Origin of the sequence: Marinicella marina (assembly GCF_030065545.1) — a bacterium.
Taxonomy (GTDB): Bacteria; Pseudomonadota; Gammaproteobacteria; order Xanthomonadales; family Marinicellaceae; genus Marinicella; species Marinicella marina.
In genome coordinates, this window is the sequence record NZ_JASJNC010000008.1 from 39,014 (window position 1) to 64,432 (window position 25,419).

Here is a 25,419-nt window from a genome sequence, read left to right on the forward strand (position 1 = left end):
TTATATTATGCTTTCATAATATATGATGCAACGATATAAAAAGTAGATGACAGAATTTGGCTGCTGTTTTGATAAATGTCTGAAACTGAATCTTCACAGCGACAATATGTCGCAGGTGTATGATTGGATAAATCCCTAAAATACTGGTTTTAATTTTTTTGAAATCTAGACGTGAAACATTCAATTCTTACCTACATTATTTTAAGCTCATCATGGCTTAGCCACGCTGAAACCCCAATCAATTCAGATACAACTGAGACACTGGATGAAATACAAGTTGAGGGAGAAACTTTAGAACACCTGACAACTAAATTGTTGCCAGAGTCGTCCTCTATTATGAAAGACACCTCGGAAGTGTTAAGAAAAATGCCTGGTGCCAACGTCAACCAGAATGGTCCTTTGAGTGGTATTGCTCAATACCGTGGTTTGTTTGGAAGTCGGGTCAACGTTCAATCAGGTGATGTACAAGTGGTTGAGTCCTGCAGTAATTCAATGGATGCGGCTATGAGCCATGTGCCTGCCAGTATGGTTGATGCCGTGGTATTACAACGTGGTATCTCATCAGTCACTGCCGGAGTTGAAACCATTGGTGGCGTGATCAATGTCGTTCCAAAGAAATTCGATACAGGATCAGATGGCTTTTCGGGACAGTTGAGCTTGGGACATGCCACCGGCAATGATGGTACGATTGCAGCCACAAATTTACAGTATGGAAGAAATGCACACGCTGTGGCATTGGGCTTAGACTTTGAAGATGGGAATAATTATGCCATCCCAACAGGTAAAAACAACTTCACTGGATTGAACAGGAAATACTATACATTTTCATACCTATATGATGAAGGTTCCAATACTCTCGGCTTTAACAGCAATTACAACGATACCGGTGAGACTGGTACACCGGCCCTGCCCATGGACATCATTTATGCCAAAGGCGGCATCAACGACATCAATTTCAATAGGATACTGAATGAAAAGTGGCAATTAAACACCACCGCATCGGTGCAAAGTACCGATCATTTGATGAATAATTTCAGTTTCAGAGACCAAACCCTTGCAGCACAAAGGGCCTCATACACCGAGGTAAACCGACAAGCCTTTTCTCTGGAAATTGCCAGAAAACATAATGGTACTGATTTGATTATAGGCATTGATTATGATGATCAAGACAACCAGGCTGATATTTTTAACCCCAATAATGCCAACTTCAGAATCACCAATTTCGACACCAACAAAACCAGAATAAGTCTTTACAGTGAATACAGCAGAAAGTTGAATGACAAGAATCGAATCATTTTCGGTTTGCGCCATACAAACAACGAGGCAGATGCCAATCAAGTATCAAGTTCAGTGGCCATGATGGATAATCAGATGGGCCAATTACACCGCACATTACAAGATCGATTCAACTCAGCTGAGCGAAATAAAACCGACAACAACACCGACTTTACTTTCACATGGTTACAGTCAATTCATGCCGACATGCAACTGGAATATGGATTTGGTATCAAGAATCGAGCACCTACTCATCAAGAAAGGTACCTCTGGCTGCCGCTTGAGGCCACTGCTGGATTGGCCGATGGCCGACAATATTTGGGGAACCTGGATTTAGATTCTGAACGGGCGTATCAATTTGAATTGGGTTTAAATTATCAAACTGAGAGCATCACTGTCGCACCACATATTTTTTATCACAGAATCAATGACTACATCCAAGGAACACCCAACACCATTATGCCAGCACCTCCTGGTGTGCTGCGTTTCTCAAATGTAGATGCAGAATTGTATGGTTTTGATATTGAATGGACTTGGCAAATTGGGGAAAACCTGTCATTTCGCAACGTGATAAATTACGTGCGCGGGAAACGCACTGACATTGATGATAACTTATACCGAATCGCGCCGATTAACACTTGGGCCAACCTCAGTTATCAACGCAATCGTTGGCAATGGGATATAGATATATTGGCGGCATTAGAACAAGATAAAGTGGCTGTCACCAACAGCGAAAGATCAACGCCTGGTTTTGGTATCATGCATACGTCATTTACCTATAGTGTGGATACAGCAAGTCAAATCAAACTGTCTATCAATAACTTATTTGACAAGTTGTACTACCACCACACCAATGGTTTTAACCGCAATAACACCAATATTGATGTTGGCTTCGACCCCAATAATTTGCAAGCTTTCAGGTTACCCGGTGAAGGCAGGAACGTACAATTAAGCTACCAAATCAATTGGTGAATATACTGAATCAAAACAGGCAACTACTTCAGTGGGACGTTGCCTGTCATCAAATGATACCTTTAATTCTAATTAAAATTGTCTTTAAAAATGACACTGATAAATGAAGCTCGCAAGGTAAATTGGACTGAGCCATCATTGTTGTCATAAGTAAGTAGTTGGCGACGCTACTTCTGACCCTGCCAATATAATTGACTTATGCCTAAAAGTGTATCAAATCCGTGTCGATAAATTAAATCATCACCAAAGTCACAGTTGATAATCACATTCTCAACATCATTACCGTTTAAGGTTCCAGAGTTATTGATTATTTCACAAGATTGAATCGGGTCATCTGGTTGGTATTGTATCGAAACCTCAAAGTCACTTTCGTCATCAATGGGGGTTGCAAAAACAAAAGCACCCTCCTCTGTAATGATTAAATTATCTTCTAAATTATTTTGCAAAACCATAAAGTTAGCAGGAATTAAATCTAAGACATAGCCGCCGATAAAATATTGATTTATTTCGCAATTGATTAAGACATCTGAAACATCTGAACCTGAAATGGTTCCACTTCCATTTGATATCGTACATGTTTGGTTGGGTGATGTTGGCATGTTAAGCACTGTAACGTTGTAGGTTGTACCATCTTGCAAAGGCTCTATAAACTCAAAGAGATTGTTGCTTTGAACCACCAAATTTTCACCTGTATCATCCATTGAAAGTGTCAGTGTGTTGCCATTGGCCAGTCCGCTTACAGTTCCACCTACAGTATGAACATCAGTTGCACATACGACCTCAATATCATCTACATTGGCACCATTGATTTGCCCAGTAGCTTGGCTAACCTGACAAAACTGATTGGGTGTGGTCGGTTGGGTCAAAACGGCAACGGAATAATTCGCCCCATCGTCTATGGCTGTATTAAAAGTATTTGATCCATTAGAAGAGATAATTAAATCATCTGCTCCGTTGTTTTGAAGAACCACTGAATTTCCTGGGTCTAAACCTGAAACATTGACTGCTACAGAGTATTGTAGAGTGACGCAATCAACAGTAACAATAACATCATTACCTGCCAAGGTGCCGGAACTGAAATTGGTGAAGCTACAGGTCTGATTGAGTGATTCTGGTTGATCAGTAATTTCCAAGTCAAATACAGAGCCATCATCTAGGGTAGATATAGTTTGTGTACCGTTGGAGTTAAAGGTTAATGTATCAACACCATTACTAAAACTGACGCCATCACCTATTAGGTTAGAGACCTCGACATTAACATCATATTGATTAGTGACGCAGGTGACTGAAATATCTGTGACATCAGCACCTGCAAGCGTGCCGGAGCCATCGTTGTTGCTGCCACCAGTAACTGTACAAGTTTGGTTGGGCGTAGTTGGTTGGGTTAAAACTGTCACACTGTAATCAGACAAATCATCTAAACCCATTGAAAAAGTAAAACTGCTGTCAGTATTGATAACCAAATCATCGGTTAGATTGTTTTGTAAAACAACACCATTACCATCAGCCAATCCAGTGATACTGCCACCAATGGTAAAATTATTTAAATCAAAAATATACGCTGAACCAGAATCAGTTCCATGGGCATCATCATTAAATGCACCTATCAATACCCTGTCAGCAGAAAAGCTAACTGCAGAGCCAAATCTATCACCTTCTGTCGTGTCCCCAGGAATTAGTTTGGAGAACTCATTCCAATTATTACCATCGAACTTGAAAAAATAAGCTGAGCCTGAATCAAATCCTTGATTATTGTCATTTAACGCACCCACCAGGGCACTATCACCTGAGAGGCTTACTGAGTTACCAAAGTTGTCATTGTTTTCAACATCACTGGCTATCAACTTAGTTGACTCTATCCAGTTATTATTGACAAAATCAAATACATAAGCAGAGTTTGCCATAGAGCCCACCAATGCCCTATTGTTGGATAAACTTACTGATTTACCAAATTGTTCATTGGAAGCACCATCACCTGGTATCAACTTTGTTGTTTCATTCCAACTAATTCCATCATAATTATATATATAAACCGAACCAGAATTAGTACCAAGATCATCATCCCATTCGGCACCAACTAAAGCACGATTATCCAATAGGCTAACTGCCGATCCGAAATGATCATTGGCCACTCCGTCAGCAGCCGTTAATTTCATTGTTTCAGTCCAATTGATGCCGTCGTAATCAAACACATAAGCTGAGCCCACACTGCTATTTTCCCAGAATGCACCAATCAAAGCCCGGTCTCCTGATAAACTCACAGCATTGCCAAAACTGGCATTAAATGATGGGTCGCTGGCTTTCAGTTTGGCAGTTTCAACCCAGTTGTTACCATCAAACTCAAAAACATATGCAGAACCAGAGCCTGCCGATTGATCATCTTCTTTAAAAGCACCAATCAGAGCTCGATTACCGGATAAGCTCACGGAATTACCAAAATTATCACCTGCTGATCCATCACTGGCCGTTAGGATGGCAATTTCATTCCAGTTAGTACCATCAAACTCATAAATGTATGCTGACCCAGTTAGATTAAAATTAATATCGTCTCCAGGGGCCCCCACTAAAGCTAGATTACCGGAAAGGCTGACAGATGCTCCATAAGAATCAAAAGCAGCGCCATTGTCAACGCCACCATCAACAGTAGTTAAATTCGTTGTTTCTTGCCAATTAATACCATCAAAATCGAAAACATAAGAGGACCCTGAATCAACCCCTTCATTGTTGTCGCTCCATGCTCCAATCAGTGCACGATTGCCAGACAAGCTGACTGAATAACCAAAAAAATCAGACACAAATCCATCGGTGGCTGTCAACTTAGCAGTTTGAATCCAATTACTTTCATCAAAGTCAAATACATAGGCCGAGCCAGAATCACTGTAAATACCATCATTTGCATAGGCACCTACCAAAGATCTATTTCCTGAGATGCTAACGGACAGACCAAAAAAATCATTGGCAACAGCATCATCAGCTGTCAATTTAATTGTTTCATCCCAACTTCCAGCATCATAAGAAAAAATATAGACCGAACCTGATTGATCACCTTGACCATCATCAAAAGGTGCACCAATTATTAACCGATCACCTGACTGATCAACGGCATAACCAAATTGATCACCCGGGGCCGCGTCAGAGGCAACTAACTTATTGGTCTCATTCCAGTTGTTACCGTTATAATTAAAGACATACACTGAGCCAGAAGAAGTACCTCCATCGTCATCACGCACAGCGCCAATGACTACGCGGTCACCCGAAACGCTTACAGATGTCCCAAATTGGTCATTAGAAGCACCGTCATTAGCTATCAGCTTTGCTGTTTCATTCCAATTAACCCCATCAAAATCATACACATAAGCTGAGCCTGAACCAGGGATTTGGCCATCTTCCCTTGTGGCACCCACCAAAGCTCGGTCACCTGAAAGACTCACGGAAATACCCAAATAAGCATGTGATGAACCATCGTTGGCTGTCAGTTTGGTGGTTTCAATCCAGCTACTGCCATTAAAATCATAAACATAAGCTGAACCTGAATTTCTACCATTGTCATCGTCCCATTGCGCACCTATCAACGCTCGGTTACCTGATAGGCTTACCGCTGAACCAAACTGATCATTGGAAGCTCCATCTGATGGGGTTAAAAACCCAGATACACTCCAGCTCAAGCCATCGTAGTCAAAAACAAACACAGCACCTGAACCAGCCATAACAGGTGCCCCAATTAATGCTCGGTTACCGTCTACTGAAACACTCCTGCCAAATTCACTGCCTTGACCACCTAAATCTGCTGGTGATGGTAATAACTTGGTTTCTTGAACCACTGATTTAAGTGCAGACCATTTGACATCACTTATACCATCTGGCCGTTGTTGATCCATATCTGCCTGAACAGCAAATGTTTTAAGTAAAAGAATAGAGAATAAAATAAATTGAATTTTGTGTTTAAACATGTTCCCTCAAATTTAAAAAAAGTAGTGAAAGTATTAAAAGCTGTCCTTAGTATTTCAGTATGTGCGGTAATTTTTTTATCACATGTTTCGAACGCTTCATTTCAATTGAAACTTAACATGTGGACGCCCTAAAAATGAGTTTAAAGATCATATAGGAATGAATGAATAAGTACAATGAATAGCTTTCGACCGCAGTATATTTATTTAGTTTATTTTTTTAATCAAATGGGTGAGATTAATACTATATCCACGTCTTAATTATGATGGTATACATATTTTGACAGGAAAAGAATTTTTTATGGCAACATCCTTTTCAAAGTATTGTCTTTGATAATGTAATGATGAAACAAGCTGGCTGTGGCGTGTAATCCTATCAACCAATAGCCAGCTATGCCCAACCATTCATGCAGTTCTTCTGTGATTTCAGCAAATGACTCATTAGGCAGCAATACGTTGGGTAAATGAACACCCAGTAAATTGATGGTTTTGCCTTCAAAACCAATCGTTAACCAACCCAAAACAGGCATTAAAAATAAAAAGCCGTAAAGTATCAGGTGTACCATTTGACTGGCTACACGTTGCCACTTGGGTGGTTGAGGATGAATGGGTGGCGCTTGGTATTTTAGCCGCAGCCAAATTCTCACTAAAAGTAAAAACCAGACACCCATTCCCAGGACAAAGTGCCAATTTTTAATGGCATCCCGAGCATCACTGCCCTTAGGGTACAAAACCCTTAACTCGATACACAAATAAACCGCTATCAGTAAAACCAACATCAACCAGTGTATTGCCATTGAGCCGCTGTTGTATTTTAATTGATGGTTGTTTTTCATATCAGTCAATCCTATCCTTGCTGGCAGTTATGATCATTAATTACCCAACTAAAACGCATATTCTTCAATCAAAACCGTCTTTAAAGATGACACTGATGGATGAAACCCGCAAGGTAAACTGGGCTGAGTCATCATTGCTGTCATAGCTAGGCCAACTTGTGAAATCCCCCACAGTGATGTGGTAATTGAAGTTCAAATTAGCCAAATCTTCAATGAAATCGATGTTGTAGTCGTCTGGATTTGAGGCCCAGCCATTCAATGTGTTATCAGTTAAAGTATTGTCACCTGGGTTGACTTCTGGAATCGGCAAGTTGTAATCAAGCCACCATTGATCAGGCCTCAAGGTGAACCAACCTTCATTGGTCTCGTGAGCAATTAATAATGGATCGGTGGAGTCATCATCATCACTGTCCCAAAAAAAGCCCCTGATTGATTGTGACTTTGATAAAAAATCACCGAAAACACTTTTGTAATTGTCTGAAATACCTGTGGTTTTAATAGATGTTTCCGTAGCCAGCAAATCAAATCTCGCACGGTTGGTACTGTCAAAATATCCATCAACATCATGGTTTGGGTCGGTATCAGCATCGCCAAACAAACCAAAAGGAAACAAAGCATCTAAGTTAATTGAAGTGGTTTCACCGTTACTCACTGCCCCAACCCATAAGTTACCCTCGCTGTCTGAGAATCCCAGTCCTTGAGCGGGTCGCACTGCTGTGAAGTTGTTGCCTGTTCCAAACCCCAGCTGTATGGTGATATCAGATATCTGCTTCCCAGTGACATTCAGGTATTTTTGGAAAACCCGATGTGCAGCCGCGTTTCCAGCAGAATCCGTGACATCGTATACCAAATCAACGGCGGTTCCAGTTTGGGTGGTCGCCAGTTTGAATCGTTTACTTGATTGAAAGGGGTCTGAACACTGTTTGGTGGTTAAATCAAAAGGATTCACCCCAGCTGTCATCAGACAATTTGAGCCATTCACATCATCATCAAACACCACCGACATTCCTGGAGAGACCACATCACTCTCGACCCAAATCACAGCCCCATAACTGGTTGTGAGGTTACTGTCAGTATAGATTGAACTGGCATAAGTCTCCTCGGCTATAAAGGGGCCTGTGTCAACCAAAATATTAGCACCATTCCACTGTTCAATATGTCCACTCAATACATTCATTGAAAGACTGAGTCCCAACAATGCCAAACCACAATTACTCGCTTTATTTTTTACATTTTTATCTCTCATGCTCACACCCTTCATTTACACATAAGTATTATCTGATATAAAGAACTGAACTAACTTGATGGATATCAAAAGATTGTTGATACGTTTTATTTGTGGCTTCTAAAAAATCAGTGATTGAATTTAAAATCTCTGATTTTCATTTCATAAAAAGGGTAATAATTTTCACTACCGTAGTGATTCCCAGCAATGATTCTGGTAGCAATCATAAAGCCCTCGTGATTGATGAATTCTGACAACTCAGCACCAAAACTTTGGAACTTGAATTGTTTTTCTGGATTGGCATTGCTCCAACGAGAAAACACCACGGTCTCAGGCTGCCCAGTATCGGTGATAAAAATATCAACGGATTGTCTCATTATGCTGCCATGCACAGTAACGCGTATTTGGTTGTGATTTATTTCTGACCACTCTAACCCGGGCTGTGGCAACAATGAAGCGATGCCCCATATGGTGGATTCAGCCACCATTCTTCCATAGGCCGATTGAGTGATATTGATGTCATTGCTTTTTTCTGCCATTGGAATCAAGCCATAAAACCACATTCTAGACTGGCTGTTGGTATTGATAAGATAATCATTGCCTGAGAATTTGATTAAACCTGATTGTTGTGATTGTACTGACCAGACAAAACCTTTAGCTGGAGCCAGAATTTGCTGACATGAAACTTTTATTTTTTTTAGATTACCCGGTCTACCCATTGAAAAGTGACCGTCCATTGTAAATTCAGTACAAGGCGCAAGTAATGAACCTGGCTCGATCATAAAACTAAAATAGCGTTGAACTGCCGCTGGCATGGTGGCCACTTGTGACTTTTCAAACCGCTTGCCGATGCTGGGATGTTGAGATGATAACTGTTGCCAAACCTGTCTGCATCTTTTGTTATCGAAGTATTTATATGCCCTCATAAACACCACTAAAACAACTAACACCATCAACACAATCATGCCTGCGGTCATCAACATACCTCACTCAGGTTTAAGTTATATGGATTTTAACCTTTTGGCATCAAAAAGACGATTATTGCATCAGTAATAAAGCTGCAAATCAAACATGTCAATGACATAAACACTCAGTCCTCACGGCTTGATGACTGTGCTTTCTTCTTTGGCAGTTCAGCTTTTCTGGTATAAACCAGTTCCATGGCTTGATTTTCTCCTTGTGTAGACTGCAGGTTAAGGTACTCATTGATCTTGTATTTAAGAATCCAGAAACCCAAGCGACTGAAAAGACCTTGGTTATAGGAAACATAGAGCCGGTCATTAATTTTCTTACCCGCCTCGACCACTGTGTCTTTGGCAAAGCTGGATTCCCTCACTGTCAATACATCAATCCCGAACTGCGTTTGTATTTGATTAAACAAAGGACTGCTTTGATTCAAGCCCATAATAATGGCGGTTTGTTTGAGCTGTTCACCGTTGATATTACCGGCATTTTCGACACCCCTACCTGTCATGATATAGGACAGTTTTTCAATATCAGGCAGTTCAGGTACAGAGAATAAATTAGATTGTAGGTTATCTACAGTGCCACCCAATTCAACCCCAGCAGTGACATCACCATCTAAGGATTGGCGGCTGGCTTTGACATTGAGCCTCGGGTTCTCTAAGGGTCCATTAAACATCAAATTGCCTGTCTCAATGGTCAGCTTTTGCCCATAAATTTCATAACTGCCATCAACCAACGTCAACGCACCAAAACCGCGCAGTGACTGAGTGGCACTTTGTGTAAGCTGAATTGAACCATCCAGAAAAGCATCCAAACCAATCACATCCAATTCTATCGGATTATTGATGTTGGCTTTGATGTCCAATATCACCGGATAATCACTGATGGTTTCTTGCTCAGCTTCAACAATAACTAAATCACCAGAATTACTGATGCTGCTGGCCGGTAGTTGTTTGACAATGACATGCCCATAGTCAACATCAACTTGGCCTTTAATTGACATGTTTTGTTCATCAGCAATGATTGCCAACTCCGGAGAAACATTAAACTTCAGCTCGGGCAAATTGATGATCATGAAGTCATCACCACTGATTTGACCTTGGTAATCCCAACCGCCCTCAGTGACTTGTAAGCGGCCTTCAGTACTGATATTACCTTGTTTGATTTCGGCTAAATTTTGAGCTGATAAATTAATTTGATAAATGGGTTGTTTGATACCCTGTGTATTGATTTGGAGCATCAGATTTTCTACCACCGTGCCCAATCGATTGAGTTTGATATACCCATCGGGTTGTGACACATTGATATTGATGATGGGTTCGAACATGTCTCCATTGACTTGACCTTTGATAATAAGCCTGCCATTAATCTCACTGATTTCATCACTCAGTTCTTGAATCAATCTAGTCGATGTAAATAAACCATCAACATCCGCAGTCATTAGCCAGGTTTGATTCGCAGCATGTTCAAGCCCTGCATTCACTGTGATGAAACTTTCATCTGCCAGCTGACTAACCAGTGAAAGTTGAGTCTCCCGTTGTGAAGTTGATGCTTTGATATTAAATTGAGTGATATCAGTCCGATAAACTTCCTTCTCACCTTCATTGACAGCTATTGAACCATCAGCCAGCCTCAAATCTGAACTCAGCTGTAGCGCACCATCATGGTAATCATAGTCAACTATTCCAGCAAGAAATCCTGTGAGGTTAATCCCCTTGGGTAACAAGGCATTGATCGGCTGCAGATCAAAATCTTCAATGGCGATTTGCCCTTTTATGAGGTCAACTGTCGTTTGGGCACTGGCTCGTTCAGACTGAACCGATAAACACAATGAGCCAGAAGCCTTGTCTTGCCAACAAGCGGGCGCTATAACCAGCTCATCAGTTATTTTTATGGCTACAGCTTGCTGTAAAGTCAGTTGGTGTTGATCTTTGAAGGTGATTTCGTGTTGCTGCAGTTCACCTAGCCAGTGCCACGGACCGGTACTGGTGAATCCACCATTAATCGACAGTTTGTTTCGCAACCAGTCTTCTGTTAATTCAACAGCGATTTGGTGGTCATCAAGCCAACCGGTTTGGTTGATATTTATTGATGTGATCGATTGACCATTCATATCAATGTTCCGAGCATTTACCTTGCTACTTATTGACTGCCCCCACAAACCTTGTGACTGAGCATTTAATTGTCCCAACTCATATCCTTTAAAACGTAAAACATTGGCATCAGCAGTGAATTTAAAATCGGGACTTAAGGGATTACCTTTGATTGATACATCGCTTTTGACTGCACCACCAAGACGCGCATCAATGGCCGCCAGATCATTCAATTCAATGGTGCCACTCAAATCAGCCATTTGCTTATTTAAAAGACCATTGAGCGTTACCTTATTGTTGCCGTACATCATTAAAAAATCTTCGGCACTGACATTTTCACTGTCTAGTTGAAGGTTGCCAGTAACAGCAAATGGCAGGTCTTTGAGCTGACCTTTCAGGCGGTTATTGGTAATGTTTACAGCGGTCTTTTCACCTGCCAAATGAGCACTTATATCAACGCTGCCATTGATTAAACCTGACCACCCGGAGATTAACTGCTCTGGATTAAAGTCAATCACTTCAAGCTGATTATTTAATCTCACTTCATCTTGCCAGTTGAGTTGGGACTGTAATTTAATCTGCCCATCTGGCGTGATTATATTGGCTGACTCGGTGCGTACACCATCAAGATTCCCATTGGCTAATAAAGCCACTTGTGTAGGCGGTAATTGCTCATGTGATAAAGCAGCATTGAGTTCAACTTGATAAGCAGACAATGGCCCTTTCACAGATGCAGCCAATTGATTAATAATGAGTGTACCCCTGCCCTGTTTTACAGTGGTTTGCGGTGCTTGCAGATCAAGCTCAAAAATTGGTTCGTTGTTTAGGTTTTTGATGTCACCGCCTAGTTGTAATTCTGTTTGCACAACACCATCATCGACTTGCATTTGTTGTGCCACAGTTACAGTGTTTAAATCGCCACTGACAGCACCACTGCCTGAAATAACTGGTGTCTTTGGCTGTAACTGCCAAAGCGCTTCAACAGCATAGGTTAAATTTTGAAAATAGCTTATATCACCATCGATTGTAAAATTGGCCAGATCAGATTCAACTGAGAGGCTCTGAATAGTTGCGTTTTGACGCCCTAGTTCCGCAATCAGGTTAATTCGCTCAATGATTTGTGTTTGAGCAGGCAAGTTGAGCTGTAACTGATTAACATCGAGTGTCCTGATTGATATGGATAAAGGCAGTTCAATCCCGCTAAATGGTTCACCATCAGTATTCGCTTGCTCAACTTGTTTTGTTGTGATGCTTAATTGTTCTATGCTGAATTGATCCAGTATCAGATGCCGCTTAAAGAATTGCCAATCAGAAGTGTATTCTAATTTATTTGCAATTATTTCAATGCCTTGAGAGCTATATTTAAAGTCATTAATAACTAAGCCAGAAGCAAGTGTGCCCTCAATTTCAGCAAAGCTGACGTCTTGTTCAGAATACTTTATACCTTGATTGATGGCAAAACGACTGCCACTTTTGGTGTGCCACACAACAAAAAAAGTCAACATCAAAAGCACCACCAGCAACAGCAAGAAAAGCATGGCATATTTAAGTATTCGTTTGATCATAAGTCAGGACCTATGGTGATGTGCAAACGAAAATCATCCTGATCCTGGTTCAAAGGTACTCCCACATCAACGCGAATGGGCCCTATCGGTGAAAACCACCTGATTCCACTGCCCACACTGTATTTAAAATCAAAACTATCAGAGAACGAATCACCAAAGTCAGAGAATGCGGCCCATGCCCATTGCTCAGCAAATTGGTGTTCAAATTCAATGCTGCCAACAGCCAAGTGTTTACCACCAGCTGTATCACCGGCATCATTCAATGGTGATATACTTTCAAAATCATAACCTCGAATACTGGTATCACCACCGGCAAAGAACCGATAAGTGGTAGGCAATTCATCGAAATCACTGCTGGCAGTCGCGCCCAGACGCGCTCGGTACAACATCCTGTTGCGCTCACCCAATGTGTGTATGTATTTACCAAATAAGGTTAACTGAACAAATGAAGCATCCGAAAACACATCTTCTGAAGCGCCTTTGAATTCTGTTTGAATCTTGTAGCCCCGGTTGGGTCTTGTTAGGTTATCGGCATCAGTCAACGACAAACTCACCCCGGGTACCAAAAGCAAACTTTCACCCTGATCTACACCGGTGTCAAATGTTTCATGCAGCACATCAATGAAGTTGATGTTTTGCCACCGATTGTTCATGATAATGGTTTGGCTCAAGCCAAGTTTAGAGGTTTGACTCTCGACGTTATCGGTGCGTTGATCCCTGTATCCTAATTTAAAGTTAAACCACTCATTGGCCGGCTGCTGTTTGTCTGGAATTTTATAATCACTGATAAATTCATTATTAACTTGGGATAGGTTCAATTGGGCACTGAACTGATGTCCTTTAGAATTGACTCGGTAGTTATTGTATTTGAATGATGCCTGGCCGCCCCGGTCGGTCGAGGCACCCAAACCGACAGAATAATCATACTTAGCTGCGGGAGAAAAAGTAATTTCCAAAGGCACCTTTCCATCGATTATTTTGTCTTCGTCGACCTCGAAAAGCACTTGTTGGAAATAGCCGTACGAGTTTAGCTTTTGTTTGGCTTTGTATAGCTGTGATTGGGTCACATAACTGTTTTGTTCTATAGCTACCAAGCGGTTCACCAAAGCAACATCCAAAAAGCTTTGTGAGGTATTAATCTTTACCTCACTGATGCGATAACGTGGTCCTGTATCAAATATCAACTTAATTTCAGCCGCATTCTCTTCAGCAAAAACATTGAGTTTTTTTTCAACAAACCTGGCATCCAAATAAAACTTTTCCATGGCCAGTTCTAACAATCGACTTTTAAGCTGTTCATACTGTTGTTGAACAAGGCGCTGCCCTATCTTCATTGGGTGTTTTTTCAAAACCTGATCGAATGCTTCATCTCCAGGGCTTAAAACCCTCACATCAACCACTCTAAGGGTGGTCTCAGGCCCCAAGTCGATATCGATTATTAATGGCTCACACTGGTTTGATTCATTGCTTTTAAGGGTCAAGCTGGAATTGAAATATCCAAATGGCTGGATGGCCAGTTTGACCTGGTCTTTGAGTGCTTTGTGCTGTCGTGTAATGGTTGATTGTAAGGCATCACACTGGTAACTCTTGCCACCAATAAAGCTCAATACATTCGCTTCAATTTGTTTATCGACACCAACAACCTTAAAATTGACGGCCAATAACGATAAAGGTGTTAAGCACAACAACATAAACAAAAATACTTGCTGAATTTTTAGTCGCAAATTAATCACTGAGGTTAAAACCAGCGGCTTTTCTTAAACCACACCAGCAAAGCCATGGTTAATGCCAAACTGAAGGCGATGACATACCAAAAAGCCGCAGCATCCTCAATTCCAGGCATGCCCCCTACATTCATACCAAATAAGCCTGACAGGAATGTCAGTGGCAGAAAAATCGCAGAAATGATAGCCAAAAGATATAACCTGCTGTTTTGTTGGTGGCTGATGTTGGCCATGAAGTGTTCTTGTAGCATCAAGGCGCGTTCACGCATCATATCGAGGTTTTCTATCAATTGAATGAACTTATCACTGTATAAATAGACTTGATCGTAAAAGGACTCACTGAGTAACTTGGATTTTTGCCGGTACAATTTATCAATGGCCTCTTTTTGTGGCAGTAAATACCTTCTGATATTGGCAATTTGCCTGCGCATTTGACTCATTTGCGGGCTGAACTCATTGAGTTTACTGTGTTCAATACTGTCTTCCATCAAGTCTATTTTTTCATCCATTTTGTCGACAAAATCATCAGTTAAACCCGCTAATTTTTCAATCATATTTAAAATAAAGTGTTCTGGGCTTTTGGGGCCGAGCTTATTGGATAAATCGCTTTTGATACTTTTGATTGATTGACTGCCCTCATTTGATGAGGTGACGATGTGCTTGTCATTAAACCACAGTCTGATTGAGATCATGTCTTCCGGCTGGGCTTCTTGGTTGAAGTTGATACCGCGCAGACACAAAGATATTTCTTCATCAGACACATGGGCTCTGGGTCTGTTCTCGTTATTGATTAACATCACTTTGGCATGCTCTGACATGTCAGATTGTTTTTTTATCCAGTTTCGGGATGTTTTGTCATTGAGTCTTATGTGGTGCCAAATGACCACTGATTGACTGGGTTCAACTACATTACTGACCCCGCCTAAACCATCTAAAAACAATTCTGATATGTTGCTGTTTTTCATGCTCAACTTTCTTCCTTAGGTATTGGATTGGTGAAATTGACATGGACATCACGCTGTGGGAAAGCCACTACAATGCCTGCCTCTCGAAAGGCTTTTTCAAGCATGAAACGGATTTCACTTCTGATAATTCGTAATTCTTTACCAGATTGAACCGAGACCCAAAAGAAAGCATCAAAAACCAAAGCATTGTCAGCAAAATCCTCAAAAACCACTACAAATTGTGGAAAATCCTGCACCAACTCGTGGCTGTCCAATACCGCTTCCATTCGTGCTCTTACCAGCTCAACATCAGTACCATAAGCAACGCCTACCCTCACCGATGTTCTGATAAAAGGGTCATGTAAAGTCCAATTAACCAGCCTTGACTCTAATACTTGACTGTTAGGCACTATGATATGTGCGCCATCATTGCGCCGAATTTGTGTAGAACGGTTGCCAATACCCATTACCACTCCCAGAAAACCGTCAAGCTCAATGATATCACCCATCCTGATGGGTCGCTCTGACATCAAAATCCACCCACTGAGAAAGTTTTCAATGATGTTCTTGGCACCAAAACCAAAGCCAATAGCCACTGCACCAGAAATAAAGGCGAAAGTCGCTAAAGGTATGCCTAAATAGGTCAAAACCGATAACAACACCAATACCAACATGGTAAAAAATAAGATTTTTTGAATGATTGCTTTGCTGTCTTCGCTGATGCGGGTTTTTGTCAGTAATTTGCGCACCAATATAAAAGCCAATAAGCGACTAAAAAACCAAGCAAAAACCACAAACATCAATGAATAAATGATCTGTAACCAAGTTACCATTACGCCACTGCTTAGGGTGAATGCGGTGTTGTTCAGGGCTTCATACATAATGGCTAGACTGATTGCTGATGAATGTCTTTGATTTTAGACTAATACGTGCTGTTAGCGTATTTTTTCTCACCGGCCTCAATGGCAACTGGCAGGCGATTTTGTAAGGGTGGTAAAGTACAGGTTGAATAGGCAGTAAAAGAGCAAGGTGGATTATAGGCTTTATTAAAATCAATACGGACTTTCCCCGCTTCGTCTACTTTACCGTCGGTATAAAGAAATCTTCCTGGTCCGTAAGTTGTTTTACCATTGGTCTTATCGCCAAAAATCATATAATAGGAATCATCAGAATCCAGTGCATCCAGGCTGTAATCAACACCATCAATGGTGAACTCCAGACGTCCTGGTGATTCTTGGTTGGTCAAGATACCTAGCACATTGACTGTCGGTATGAGTTTGGCTGGCTCATAAGCAATGAAATCTGCATCAATTCTGAATTGGGTGTCCTCTGGAAAATACTCCAATCCCAAGAAACCAGTTCTGGTAATGGCTTCAGAATCTTTGATGCGAACCCCCATCTTATCCCTTTCAACCACAAAAAACTCATAAGTATCAACGGTAAAAACAGTTGCTCCCTGCTCATCTGAGTCAGCAAATACTTCCATCGGCCCTGTAACCAATTCATCATTGGCTTTTATTCCTGAGGTCAACTCTGGGATGAATCGTAAGCTGTTATCACGCTGCAAAACAATCTGACCAAGGTAGTCAGGACCATGACTGAGTTGAATCATGTTATCTGCTGCTGAACCAATACTGTTGGCACCGACATGCAACCATTCTAGTCCTACCAACGACAACCAACCATGTGGCTCCATCAAGCGCTCAAGTCGGCCCTCTTTCCATTCCTCATAGGCAGATTTGCTATTTCCTTGCTCTGCTGCATTAGCTTGAAGTGAAAAAATCAGGCACATCATCCAAGTTGAAATATATTTCATGGTTAATCTCTTCAATAAAACCACCATGTTAAATCCTTTGCGGTTATTTTCAAGTCAATTCAAAGTTCAGATTTGTTAAATCCTCCTTTATCGATGAGTCATTTGATAACAATGATGGATTTTAGATCCTATAAAATCAGGGTCAAAGCTGGTTTCAGTGATATTTTTAATATTATATTCTTGTTTTAAATCAACACCTAATGAAAACTTTCTGAAGTTATTTGAGAAAAATAAAACACCATCTTTATTCAACAATTTCATGGCTGCTCGAATCATTTTCGCGTGGTCTTTTTGCACACTCCAGTCTTCATCACGAGAATGTGAATTTGAAAAGGTAGGTGGATCAGTCACAATCACATCAAACTGCTCGCTGCATCTGGCCAAGAAGTCCATCACATCGGAGCGCACAAAACGGTGTTGTTGCTGACGCAATCCGTTCAAAGCAAAATTTTCCTCAGCCCATTTGAGGTAAGTCTTCGATGTATCAACACTGACCACAGAATGTGCCCCACCGTGTGCGGCAGCCACTGATATCGCACCGGTGTAACTAAACAGGTTCAATACTTTGTTATTTTTGCTGATTTTTTGCACGTGGTTTCTGAGCCAGCGGTGATCCAGAAATAAGCCTGTATCCAAGTATTGTTCTAAATCTATCAGGTACTTCCTGCCCTGCTCGTTGACCACAAACCGGTCTTCCTGTTCGTTGAGCTTGTTGTATTGTTGTTTGTCTTTTTGCTTTTGACGGGTTTTTAAGTGAATCTTTTCAATCTTGGGTTGCAGCACTGATTGTACTGCCAGCATCACATGATTGAGGTGTAAAGCCGCTTTTTTCTCATCAATGGTTTTTGGCGCTTGATATTCTTGGATATGTATGTGATTTTGGTAACAGTCTATCGCCACCGCATACTCTGGAATATCAGCATCATACAAACGGTAGGCTTCAATGGCATTTTTATCCAGCCAATTTTGTAACTGGTTTTTGTTCTTTTTCAAACGGTTGGCCAACATTTGCGCTGCTGCGGGTAAGGCAAATAACTGACCCTCTGGCAAAGTCAGCTTGTTGTCATTGCTGACCTCAAATAGCCTCAGCTGAATAGGTATGGCACCATTGAGTAAAGCATAAGATTGAGTGGCTCGGTAACCCAATAACCAGCCTTTGGCCTCATCTGGGGTGAGGACAGCGGCTTTGGCATCGTTGACTTTGGCCGACAGCCAATCACGTAATTGCACCCAGCTGGATAAATAATTTTTCTGCAATCGCACGCCATAAGGTGGGTTACAGACGATCAGGTTATTGCGCGGTGGAATGCGAAACTTATCCAATGTTTGGTATTGGAAGCTGATGCGTTTGGTGTGTGGTAAATTGGCCAGGTTTTTATTGGCTTGGCTGATTGAGTCTTTGTGGTGATCAACGCCAATGATTTGTCCTTTGAAACTGGCTTGACCAGCTTCGGCTCGTTGTTCTGCCGCCATCAACATTTTGGTCCAAAGTTGGGCATTGAACCCATGCCAAGTAAATAAAGCATGACTTTTAATGCGGGCATTGGGTGCGATGTCACAAGCCATTTGCCAGCCCTCTGTCAACAATGTACCTGAGCCACACATCGGATCAATTAAATTGTGGTTTTGGTTTGCCAAATCAGGCCAACCAGCCCTGATTAATATGGCAGCAGCTAAATTCTCTTTCAAAGGCGCCAAAGTATTGACACCACGGTAACCTCGTTGGTGCAAACTCTGGCCGGTGATGTCTTGGTAAATGTCTAACTGTTTATATTTTAGTCGGGCATAGACGCTTAAATGTCCGTCGGAACTGACCACTTTGGGTCTAAAACCATAGGCTTCATTCAATTGATCACAAATCGCATCCTTAGTCACCTGTGACGAAAAATGGCTGTTGTTTAATTCTTTATTGGTGCCGTTGAACTTGATGGACAGTGTTTTGGGAATCTCATTGCACAAAGGCGACCATTGAATCGCAGCTATGGCTGCATACAAATCTTTTTTATTGGCACATTGGGCACTGGCCAACTTGAGGTATACCCGGTTGGCCAAACGTGACCACATCACCACATTCAGCCATGTTGCTGTTGAGGCAGTGGCATGAACACCAGCCAAACCCTCTGACACTTCTTCAGTACCCAACTGAATCAATTCATCTTTTAACAGTAATTCTATGTGTTTGGGACAACTGACAAAACCACTGATTAATTGATTATCAGTCATCACTCATCTCAGCATGAATATGTACCTTGATAGTCTCTGCCATGGTTGTGGCTTTTTTGCGCGCACCATTGAGAGAATTGGCTGTGGCCAAGCAGACGCCTAAGCGTCTTTGACCATTGATTTCAGGCTTGCCAAATAGACGAATTTGCGTGCCCTTCTGGGTTAAAGCTTCAGCCACACCGCTGAAAGTTGGATTAATGCCTGTGCCATTGCCAAGTATCACATGCGATGCAGAGGTACCATTTTGTTGGATAGCTGGAATCGGTAAACCCAGAATCGCTCTGACATGCAAAGCAAACTGACTCAAGTCCTGAGAAATCATGGTTACCATACCCGTATCGTGGGGCCTGGGTGAGACTTCAGAAAAAATCACCTCATCACCGCGAACAAACAATTCCACACCAAAAAGGCCAAAGCCTCCCAACGCAGTGGTGATTTTTTTGGCTATTTCTTTGGCCTTGGCCAGTGAAACATCGGTCATCGCTTGTGGTTGCCATGATTCATGATAATCACCGCCTTCTTGACGGTGGCCGATGGGCTCACAATATGAGGTACCATCCTTGTGTCTGATGGTTAACAAGGTGATTTCATAATCAAACTTTACAAACCCCTCGACAATCACCCGACCAGCACCCGTGCGACCACCACTTTGTGAGTAATCCCAAGCTGTCTGGATATCTTCAGCCACCTTAATGGTGGATTGTCCTTTTCCAGACGAGCTCATGACTGGTTTAACCACACAAGGCAGACCAACTTGCTCAACGGCTTTACAAAAAGCTTCATAGTCATCAACAAATTCATAAGGACTGGTATTGATTTCAAGTTCTTCCGCCGCCAAGCGCCTGATGCCCTCGCGATCCATAGTCAGTTTGGCGGCACCTGCAGTTGGCACCACATGCAAACCATTTGCCTCAAGCTCAACCAATACGTCCGTAGCAATGGCTTCAATTTCTGGCACCACCATATCAGGCGAATGTTTTGTGATTACAGCTTTCAATGATTTGCCATCAGTCATATCAATGACCTCACATTCATCGGCTACCTGCATGGCTGGTGCGTTGGCATAGCGATCGACTGCAATCACATTGATACCTAACCTTTGCGCCTCAATGACGACCTCTTTACCGAGTTCCCCAGAACCCAGCAACATGATTTTGATGGCTTGTTTGCGTGTTGAATTGAAATGTTGTTCCATTGACGTTTTTAAGGTGGTTTATTATGCCGGCATTATAACACCTTTGTCTTTGATTACAGCGTGGAAACCTTTTGTTGTTAACGGGGTCAAATCAATGTTGGTAATTTTCAATCTGGTAAATAAAACCACTTCAAGTTATCATATCGACAAAATCAAACAATCAGAGGTTTTCTATGAATAAATCAATCATTTCTTTGCTGTTAATCTTGCTAACGAGTACCGTTACAGCAGAAAACACTTTAGTAAAAATGCAAACATCGGAAGGCGATGTGTATCTGGAGTTATACAATGATAAAGCCCCCTTATCTGTGGCTAATTTTTTAAGTTACGTCAAGGAAGGATACTATGATGGCACCATCTTTCACCGTGTGATCAGCACTTTTATGATTCAAGGCGGTGGTTTCACTGAAGAGTTGGAGCGAAAACCAACCAAAGACCCGATTAAAAATGAAGCCAATAATGGACTGAAAAACCTGCGTGGCACCATTGCCATGGCGAGACTACCCGATCCTCATTCAGCCACTTCACAGTTTTTCATCAATGTCCAAGACAATGCCGCTTTGAATTTCACTGGTGAACAAAACACCAACACCTGGGGTTATGCGGTTTTCGGAAAAGTGCTGCGAGGCATGGATGTGGTTGATGAAATCAGATTCACCCCTACAGCAGGCAAAATGCCATTCAGAAAAGATGTGCCTATTAAAAACATAGTCATCCAATCAATCACAGTGATTGATGCCTTACCTGAGGTGAGCGTTCCTGCTTCATGAGCACCTACTTTATCTCTGATCTTCACCTTTGTGAACAGCAGCCACTGATCACCAAAAGGTTCATTCAGTTTTGTCAAAACCAAGCCCGTGATGCACGGGCTTTGTACATATTGGGTGATTTTTTTGAGTATTGGTTGGGTGATGATGCTTTGGACAAAACCGCAATGGCGGCACAAAAAGCACTGAAAGCACTCAGTGAGCATGGAACAGAAGTCTATTTCATGGCCGGCAACAGGGATTTCTTATTGGGACAAGCTTTTGCTGAAAGCTGTGGTATGACGATTCTTAACGAACCTCATACCATTGAACTGAATGGCGTACAGGTATTGCTGGTGCATGGTGATGCTGAATGTACCGATGATATGGCGTACCAAAAAGTGCGTGGTATGTTTCGCGATCCACAGTGGCAACAAAATTTTCTTAAAATGCCCATAGCCCAACGCATTGAATTCGCGCAAAAAGCCCGTGAACAAAGTCAGCAACACACCCAAATGGCGATGTCAGAAACCAACGAAATCATGGACGTCAACACCCAAGCCATCGAAGACTTGTTCATCAAGCACCCAGTCAAAACCCTGATTCATGGCCACACCCACAGGCCAGCCATTCACAAGCATGGAGAAAACACCCGCATAGTTTTAGGTGATTGGCACCATCAAATCAGTTATCTGAAAGTTCAAGAAGACGATTTTCAGCTGGTTGGTCATTAAACATAAGCCCTTCTTATACGTATTACCCAAACTGAAAATAACCCTACCAAAGCTTTGTATTTCAATGCGTGAAGTCCATTGGGTTTGGCGCCATTTCATGATAAAATTAGGCTTTGCTAATTTGAAAGAGATTGAGAATGACCGTATTTAATCAGTTGCTTCAATTAAGAAGCGCCAAAGGGGATGTGATCACACATGGTTTAAAAGACGAAGACGTCAACAAGTTCATTGAGATTGATCCAGATTTGGTGACTGCCATTGAACTGGCAAGTCAAGAGCTTGAAAAAGTTAAAACTGACTACCCAGAATTGATAGATATGGATGAAGCTGACCAATTGGCATTCATTCATGCTGATTACATCAATTTTTATGCTGCAGATGCCGTTAATCCTTATGTCGCTTTGGCTGGTAAAGGCCCATGGATTGTGACACTGAAAGGCGCTGTACTGCATGACAGCGGCGGTTACGGCATGTTAGGCGCTGGACACGGTGCAGATCATGTACTTGAAGCCATGGCCAGACCACATGTTATGGCTAACATCATGACTCCCAGCTTTTATCAGAAGCGCTTATCGGATTTGTTGAAGAAAGAAATTGGCCAAGGCCGTGATGCTTGTCCATTTGAGAAATTCATTTGTATGAATTCAGGTTCAGAAGCGGTGACTGTGGCCTCAAGAATTTCCGACGTCAACGCCAAAAAACAAACCGGCATGAATGGTGAGCACTATGGAAAAACCATTAAAATTATGGCTTTAGAAGGTGCTTTCCATGGCAGAACCGATCGCCCTGCACAGTACTCTGACTCTTCATTAAAGTCCTATAAAAAGAATTTGGCATCATTTCAGGGCCGCAACAACCTCATTACTGTGCCAGTCAATGATGTTGAAGCATTAAAACAAGCCTTTGATGATGCTGCCAACAACAACGAATTCATTGAATCCTTGTTCATTGAACCAGTCATGGGCGAAGGTAACCCAGGCATGGCCATCACCCCTGAGTTTTATGCCACTGCCAGAGAATTAACTGAGAAGAGCGGCACTTTGTTTTTGGTTGATTCAATTCAAGCTGGATTACGAGCACAAGGCTGTTTATCAATTTGTGACTACCCGGGTTTTGAAAACTTACCAGCACCAGACATGGAAACTTACTCGAAGGCATTGAACGCCGGTCATTATCCATTGTCAGTTTTGGCCATGAATAAGAAAGCAGCTGAACTTTATGTGGTTGGCATCTACGGTAATACCATGACTGCTAATCCCAAAGCCCTGGATGTGGCTTACACAGTCCTGACTGAATTGGATGAGGCCTCGCGTCAGAATATTCGTGATAAAGGTAAATTATTCGTATCCAAACTGAAAGAATTACAAAACAAAATGCACGGTGAAATCACCAACGTTCAAGGCACCGGCTTATTGTTCTCTTGTGAGTTGGCGCCAGAATACAAAGCCTACGGCAAAAACAGCATCGAAGAGTACCTTCGATACAATGGTTTAGGTGTGATTCATGGCGGTGAGAACTCACTGCGCTTTACCCCGCACTTTAACATCACTGATGCTGAGGTGGACTTATTGATTGAAGGTGTTGAAAATGCGCTGATCAACGGTCCTAAAGCCAATTCTTTGGATAAAGCCAGCTGAATTAATAAACCACAACCATTCATGAAAGCCGCGGTTTAAGCGGCTTTTTTTAAGGAGTTTTTATGCAAACACACGCAATCAAGAAATTGCTTAATGGCCAAGTTGATACCGGTGAATCGGTAGAGATTAAAGGCTGGATCAGAACCACCCGTGATTCTAAGGGCGGTTTTTCATTCTTAGTAGTCCATGATGGTTCTTGCTTTGACGGCATTCAAGTTGTGGCCAATAATGAGTTACCCAATTACGCTGACATACTGAAATTGTTCACAGGATGTTCGGTCATCATACAAGGTGAATTGGTAGAATCAGGTGGCAAAGGACAATCTGTTGAGATTCATGCCCAATCAGTTGAGGTTGTGGGTTGGGTTGAGAATCCAGACACCTACCCTGTTCAACCGAAACGACACACCATGGAATTTTTGCGTGAGGTGGCTCACTTGCGCCCACGCACCAATACCTTCAGCGCCATGCTCAGGGTACGCAATACCATGGCCCAAGCAGTTCATCAATACTTCAGTCAAAACGGCTATTTTTGGTTACACACCCCAATCATTACAGCCAGTGACTGTGAAGGTGCGGGAGACCTGTTCAGGGTGTCCACACTGGATATGATGAACTTACCCAAAGATGACAAAGGCAACATTGATTACAGCCAAGATTTTTTCGGTAAAGAGGCTTATTTAACCGTTTCAGGTCAATTGAATGCTGAGACATACGCCTGTGCTTTGAGCAAGGTGTATACATTTGGCCCAACTTTCAGGGCTGAAAACTCACACACCCAACGTCACTTGGCAGAGTTTTGGATGATTGAACCAGAGGTCGCATTTGCTGATTTGAATGATGCGGCTCAATTGGGTGAGGATTTTCTTAAATTTGTGGTCAAACAAGTCTTGGCCAACAACATGGATGACATGAAGTTCTTCAATAGCTTCGTTGATAAAACAGCCATACAAAGGTTGGAGACCTTGTGTGATGACAGTTTTGAACGGGTTAATTATGCCGATGCCCTGGATATCCTGAAGCACTCAGGTGAACAGTTCGAGTACCCTGTTGAGTGGGGTCTGGACCTACAAACCGAACACGAGCGCTTCTTAACTGAAAAACACTTCAAAAAACCAACCGTGGTAATGAATTACCCAGAAGAAATCAAGCCATTTTACATGCGCATGAATGACGACGGTAAAACTGTTGCTGCGATGGATGTGTTGGTACCTGGTATCGGTGAAATCATGGGTGGTGCCCAACGTGAGGAACGTTTAGATTACTTGTTGAATCGCATGGAACAACACGGTCTGGATGAAAACGAATACAAATGGTACACCGACCTCAGACGCTATGGAACCGTGCCACATGCTGGATTTGGTGCTGGTTTTGAGCGTTTGGTCAGCTATGTCACCGGATTATCCAATGTTCGTGACGTCATCCCATTCCCCAGAACCCCTGGAACCGCGAAGTTCTGATTCAAAGTGTTAAGCCAGAAAGAAGGCGACTGTAGTCGCCTTTTTTATTGGCATAAATTTC

16 protein-coding genes are annotated in these 25,419 nt (G+C 42.0%); 5 read left to right on the forward strand and 11 right to left on the reverse strand.

The features are described from left to right. Positions 1-171: 171 nt before the first annotated feature. Complete coding sequence (locus QNI24_RS12785; protein WP_267176654.1) at positions 172-2,247, forward strand: TonB-dependent receptor; 2,076 nt, start codon at positions 172-174, stop codon at positions 2,245-2,247. A 167-nt stretch (positions 2,248-2,414) separates the two neighbouring features. Here QNI24_RS12785 and QNI24_RS12790 read toward each other — a convergent pair whose 3' ends face one another. The 11 genes from QNI24_RS12790 to purT all read right to left on the reverse strand — a co-directional run bounded on the left by QNI24_RS12790 (position 2,415) and on the right by purT (position 20,781). Further along, entirely contained in the window at positions 2,415-6,197 is a 3,783-nt protein-coding gene (locus QNI24_RS12790; protein WP_267176653.1) for an FG-GAP repeat protein, read from the reverse strand. A gap of 296 nt (positions 6,198-6,493) precedes the next feature. Next, the gene (locus QNI24_RS12795; RefSeq protein ID WP_267176652.1) at positions 6,494-7,030 is read right to left on the reverse strand and encodes a cytochrome b; all 537 of its coding nucleotides are present in this window, start codon (positions 7,028-7,030) and stop codon (positions 6,494-6,496) included. Positions 7,031-7,094: 64 nt separating this feature from the next. Continuing rightward, positions 7,095-8,276 carry a choice-of-anchor F family protein gene (locus QNI24_RS12800; protein WP_267176651.1) on the reverse strand — a complete coding sequence of 394 codons (1,182 nt, stop codon included), beginning with the start codon at positions 8,274-8,276 and terminating at the stop codon, positions 7,095-7,097. Positions 8,277-8,383: 107 nt separating this feature from the next. Next, positions 8,384-9,232 carry a DUF6920 family protein gene (locus tag QNI24_RS12805; RefSeq protein ID WP_267176650.1) on the reverse strand — a complete coding sequence of 283 codons (849 nt, stop codon included), beginning with the start codon at positions 9,230-9,232 and terminating at the stop codon, positions 8,384-8,386. A 113-nt stretch (positions 9,233-9,345) separates the two neighbouring features. Next, positions 9,346-12,879, reverse strand: a complete 3,534-nt coding sequence (locus QNI24_RS12810; protein WP_267176649.1) for a translocation/assembly module TamB domain-containing protein — start codon at positions 12,877-12,879, stop codon at positions 9,346-9,348. Further along, positions 12,876-14,603 (reverse strand): autotransporter assembly complex protein TamA, encoded by a 1,728-nt coding sequence (locus tag QNI24_RS12815; RefSeq protein ID WP_283708735.1) that lies wholly within the window; start codon positions 14,601-14,603, stop codon positions 12,876-12,878. The genes QNI24_RS12810 and QNI24_RS12815 overlap by 4 nt, the downstream gene beginning before the upstream one ends. Positions 14,604-14,617: 14 nt before the next feature. Then, positions 14,618-15,568 (reverse strand): CorA family divalent cation transporter, encoded by a 951-nt coding sequence (locus QNI24_RS12820; protein WP_267176647.1) that lies wholly within the window; start codon positions 15,566-15,568, stop codon positions 14,618-14,620. Between the two features lie 2 nt (positions 15,569-15,570). Next, entirely contained in the window at positions 15,571-16,428 is an 858-nt protein-coding gene (locus QNI24_RS12825; RefSeq protein ID WP_267176646.1) for a mechanosensitive ion channel family protein, read from the reverse strand. 41 nt (positions 16,429-16,469) lie between these two features. Next, positions 16,470-17,363, reverse strand: coding sequence for a DUF1684 domain-containing protein (locus tag QNI24_RS12830; protein ID WP_267176645.1), 894 nt, complete (start codon positions 17,361-17,363; stop codon positions 16,470-16,472). A gap of 87 nt (positions 17,364-17,450) precedes the next feature. Continuing rightward, positions 17,451-19,586, reverse strand: a complete 2,136-nt coding sequence (rlmKL, locus tag QNI24_RS12835) for a bifunctional 23S rRNA (guanine(2069)-N(7))-methyltransferase RlmK/23S rRNA (guanine(2445)-N(2))-methyltransferase RlmL (RefSeq protein ID WP_267176644.1) — start codon at positions 19,584-19,586, stop codon at positions 17,451-17,453. Continuing rightward, the gene (gene purT, locus QNI24_RS12840; RefSeq protein WP_267176643.1) at positions 19,579-20,781 is read right to left on the reverse strand and encodes a formate-dependent phosphoribosylglycinamide formyltransferase; all 1,203 of its coding nucleotides are present in this window, start codon (positions 20,779-20,781) and stop codon (positions 19,579-19,581) included. The genes rlmKL and purT overlap by 8 nt, the downstream gene beginning before the upstream one ends. A gap of 173 nt (positions 20,782-20,954) precedes the next feature. Here purT and QNI24_RS12845 point away from each other — a divergent pair, with 173 nt between their 5' ends. The 4 genes from QNI24_RS12845 (at position 20,955) to asnS (ending at position 25,358) form a co-directional block, all read left to right on the forward strand. Further along, a complete protein-coding gene (locus QNI24_RS12845; RefSeq protein ID WP_410174832.1) occupies positions 20,955-21,551 on the forward strand; it encodes a peptidylprolyl isomerase in 597 nt (198 codons plus the stop codon). Next, complete coding sequence (locus tag QNI24_RS12850; RefSeq protein WP_267176642.1) at positions 21,548-22,261, forward strand: UDP-2,3-diacylglucosamine diphosphatase; 714 nt, start codon at positions 21,548-21,550, stop codon at positions 22,259-22,261. The genes QNI24_RS12845 and QNI24_RS12850 overlap by 4 nt, the downstream gene beginning before the upstream one ends. Positions 22,262-22,398: 137 nt before the next feature. Continuing rightward, a complete protein-coding gene (locus QNI24_RS12855; protein ID WP_267176641.1) occupies positions 22,399-23,898 on the forward strand; it encodes an aminotransferase class III-fold pyridoxal phosphate-dependent enzyme in 1,500 nt (499 codons plus the stop codon). A 62-nt stretch (positions 23,899-23,960) separates the two neighbouring features. After that, complete coding sequence (gene asnS, locus QNI24_RS12860) at positions 23,961-25,358, forward strand: asparagine--tRNA ligase (protein WP_267176640.1); 1,398 nt, start codon at positions 23,961-23,963, stop codon at positions 25,356-25,358. The last annotated feature ends 61 nt before the right edge of the window (positions 25,359-25,419 follow it).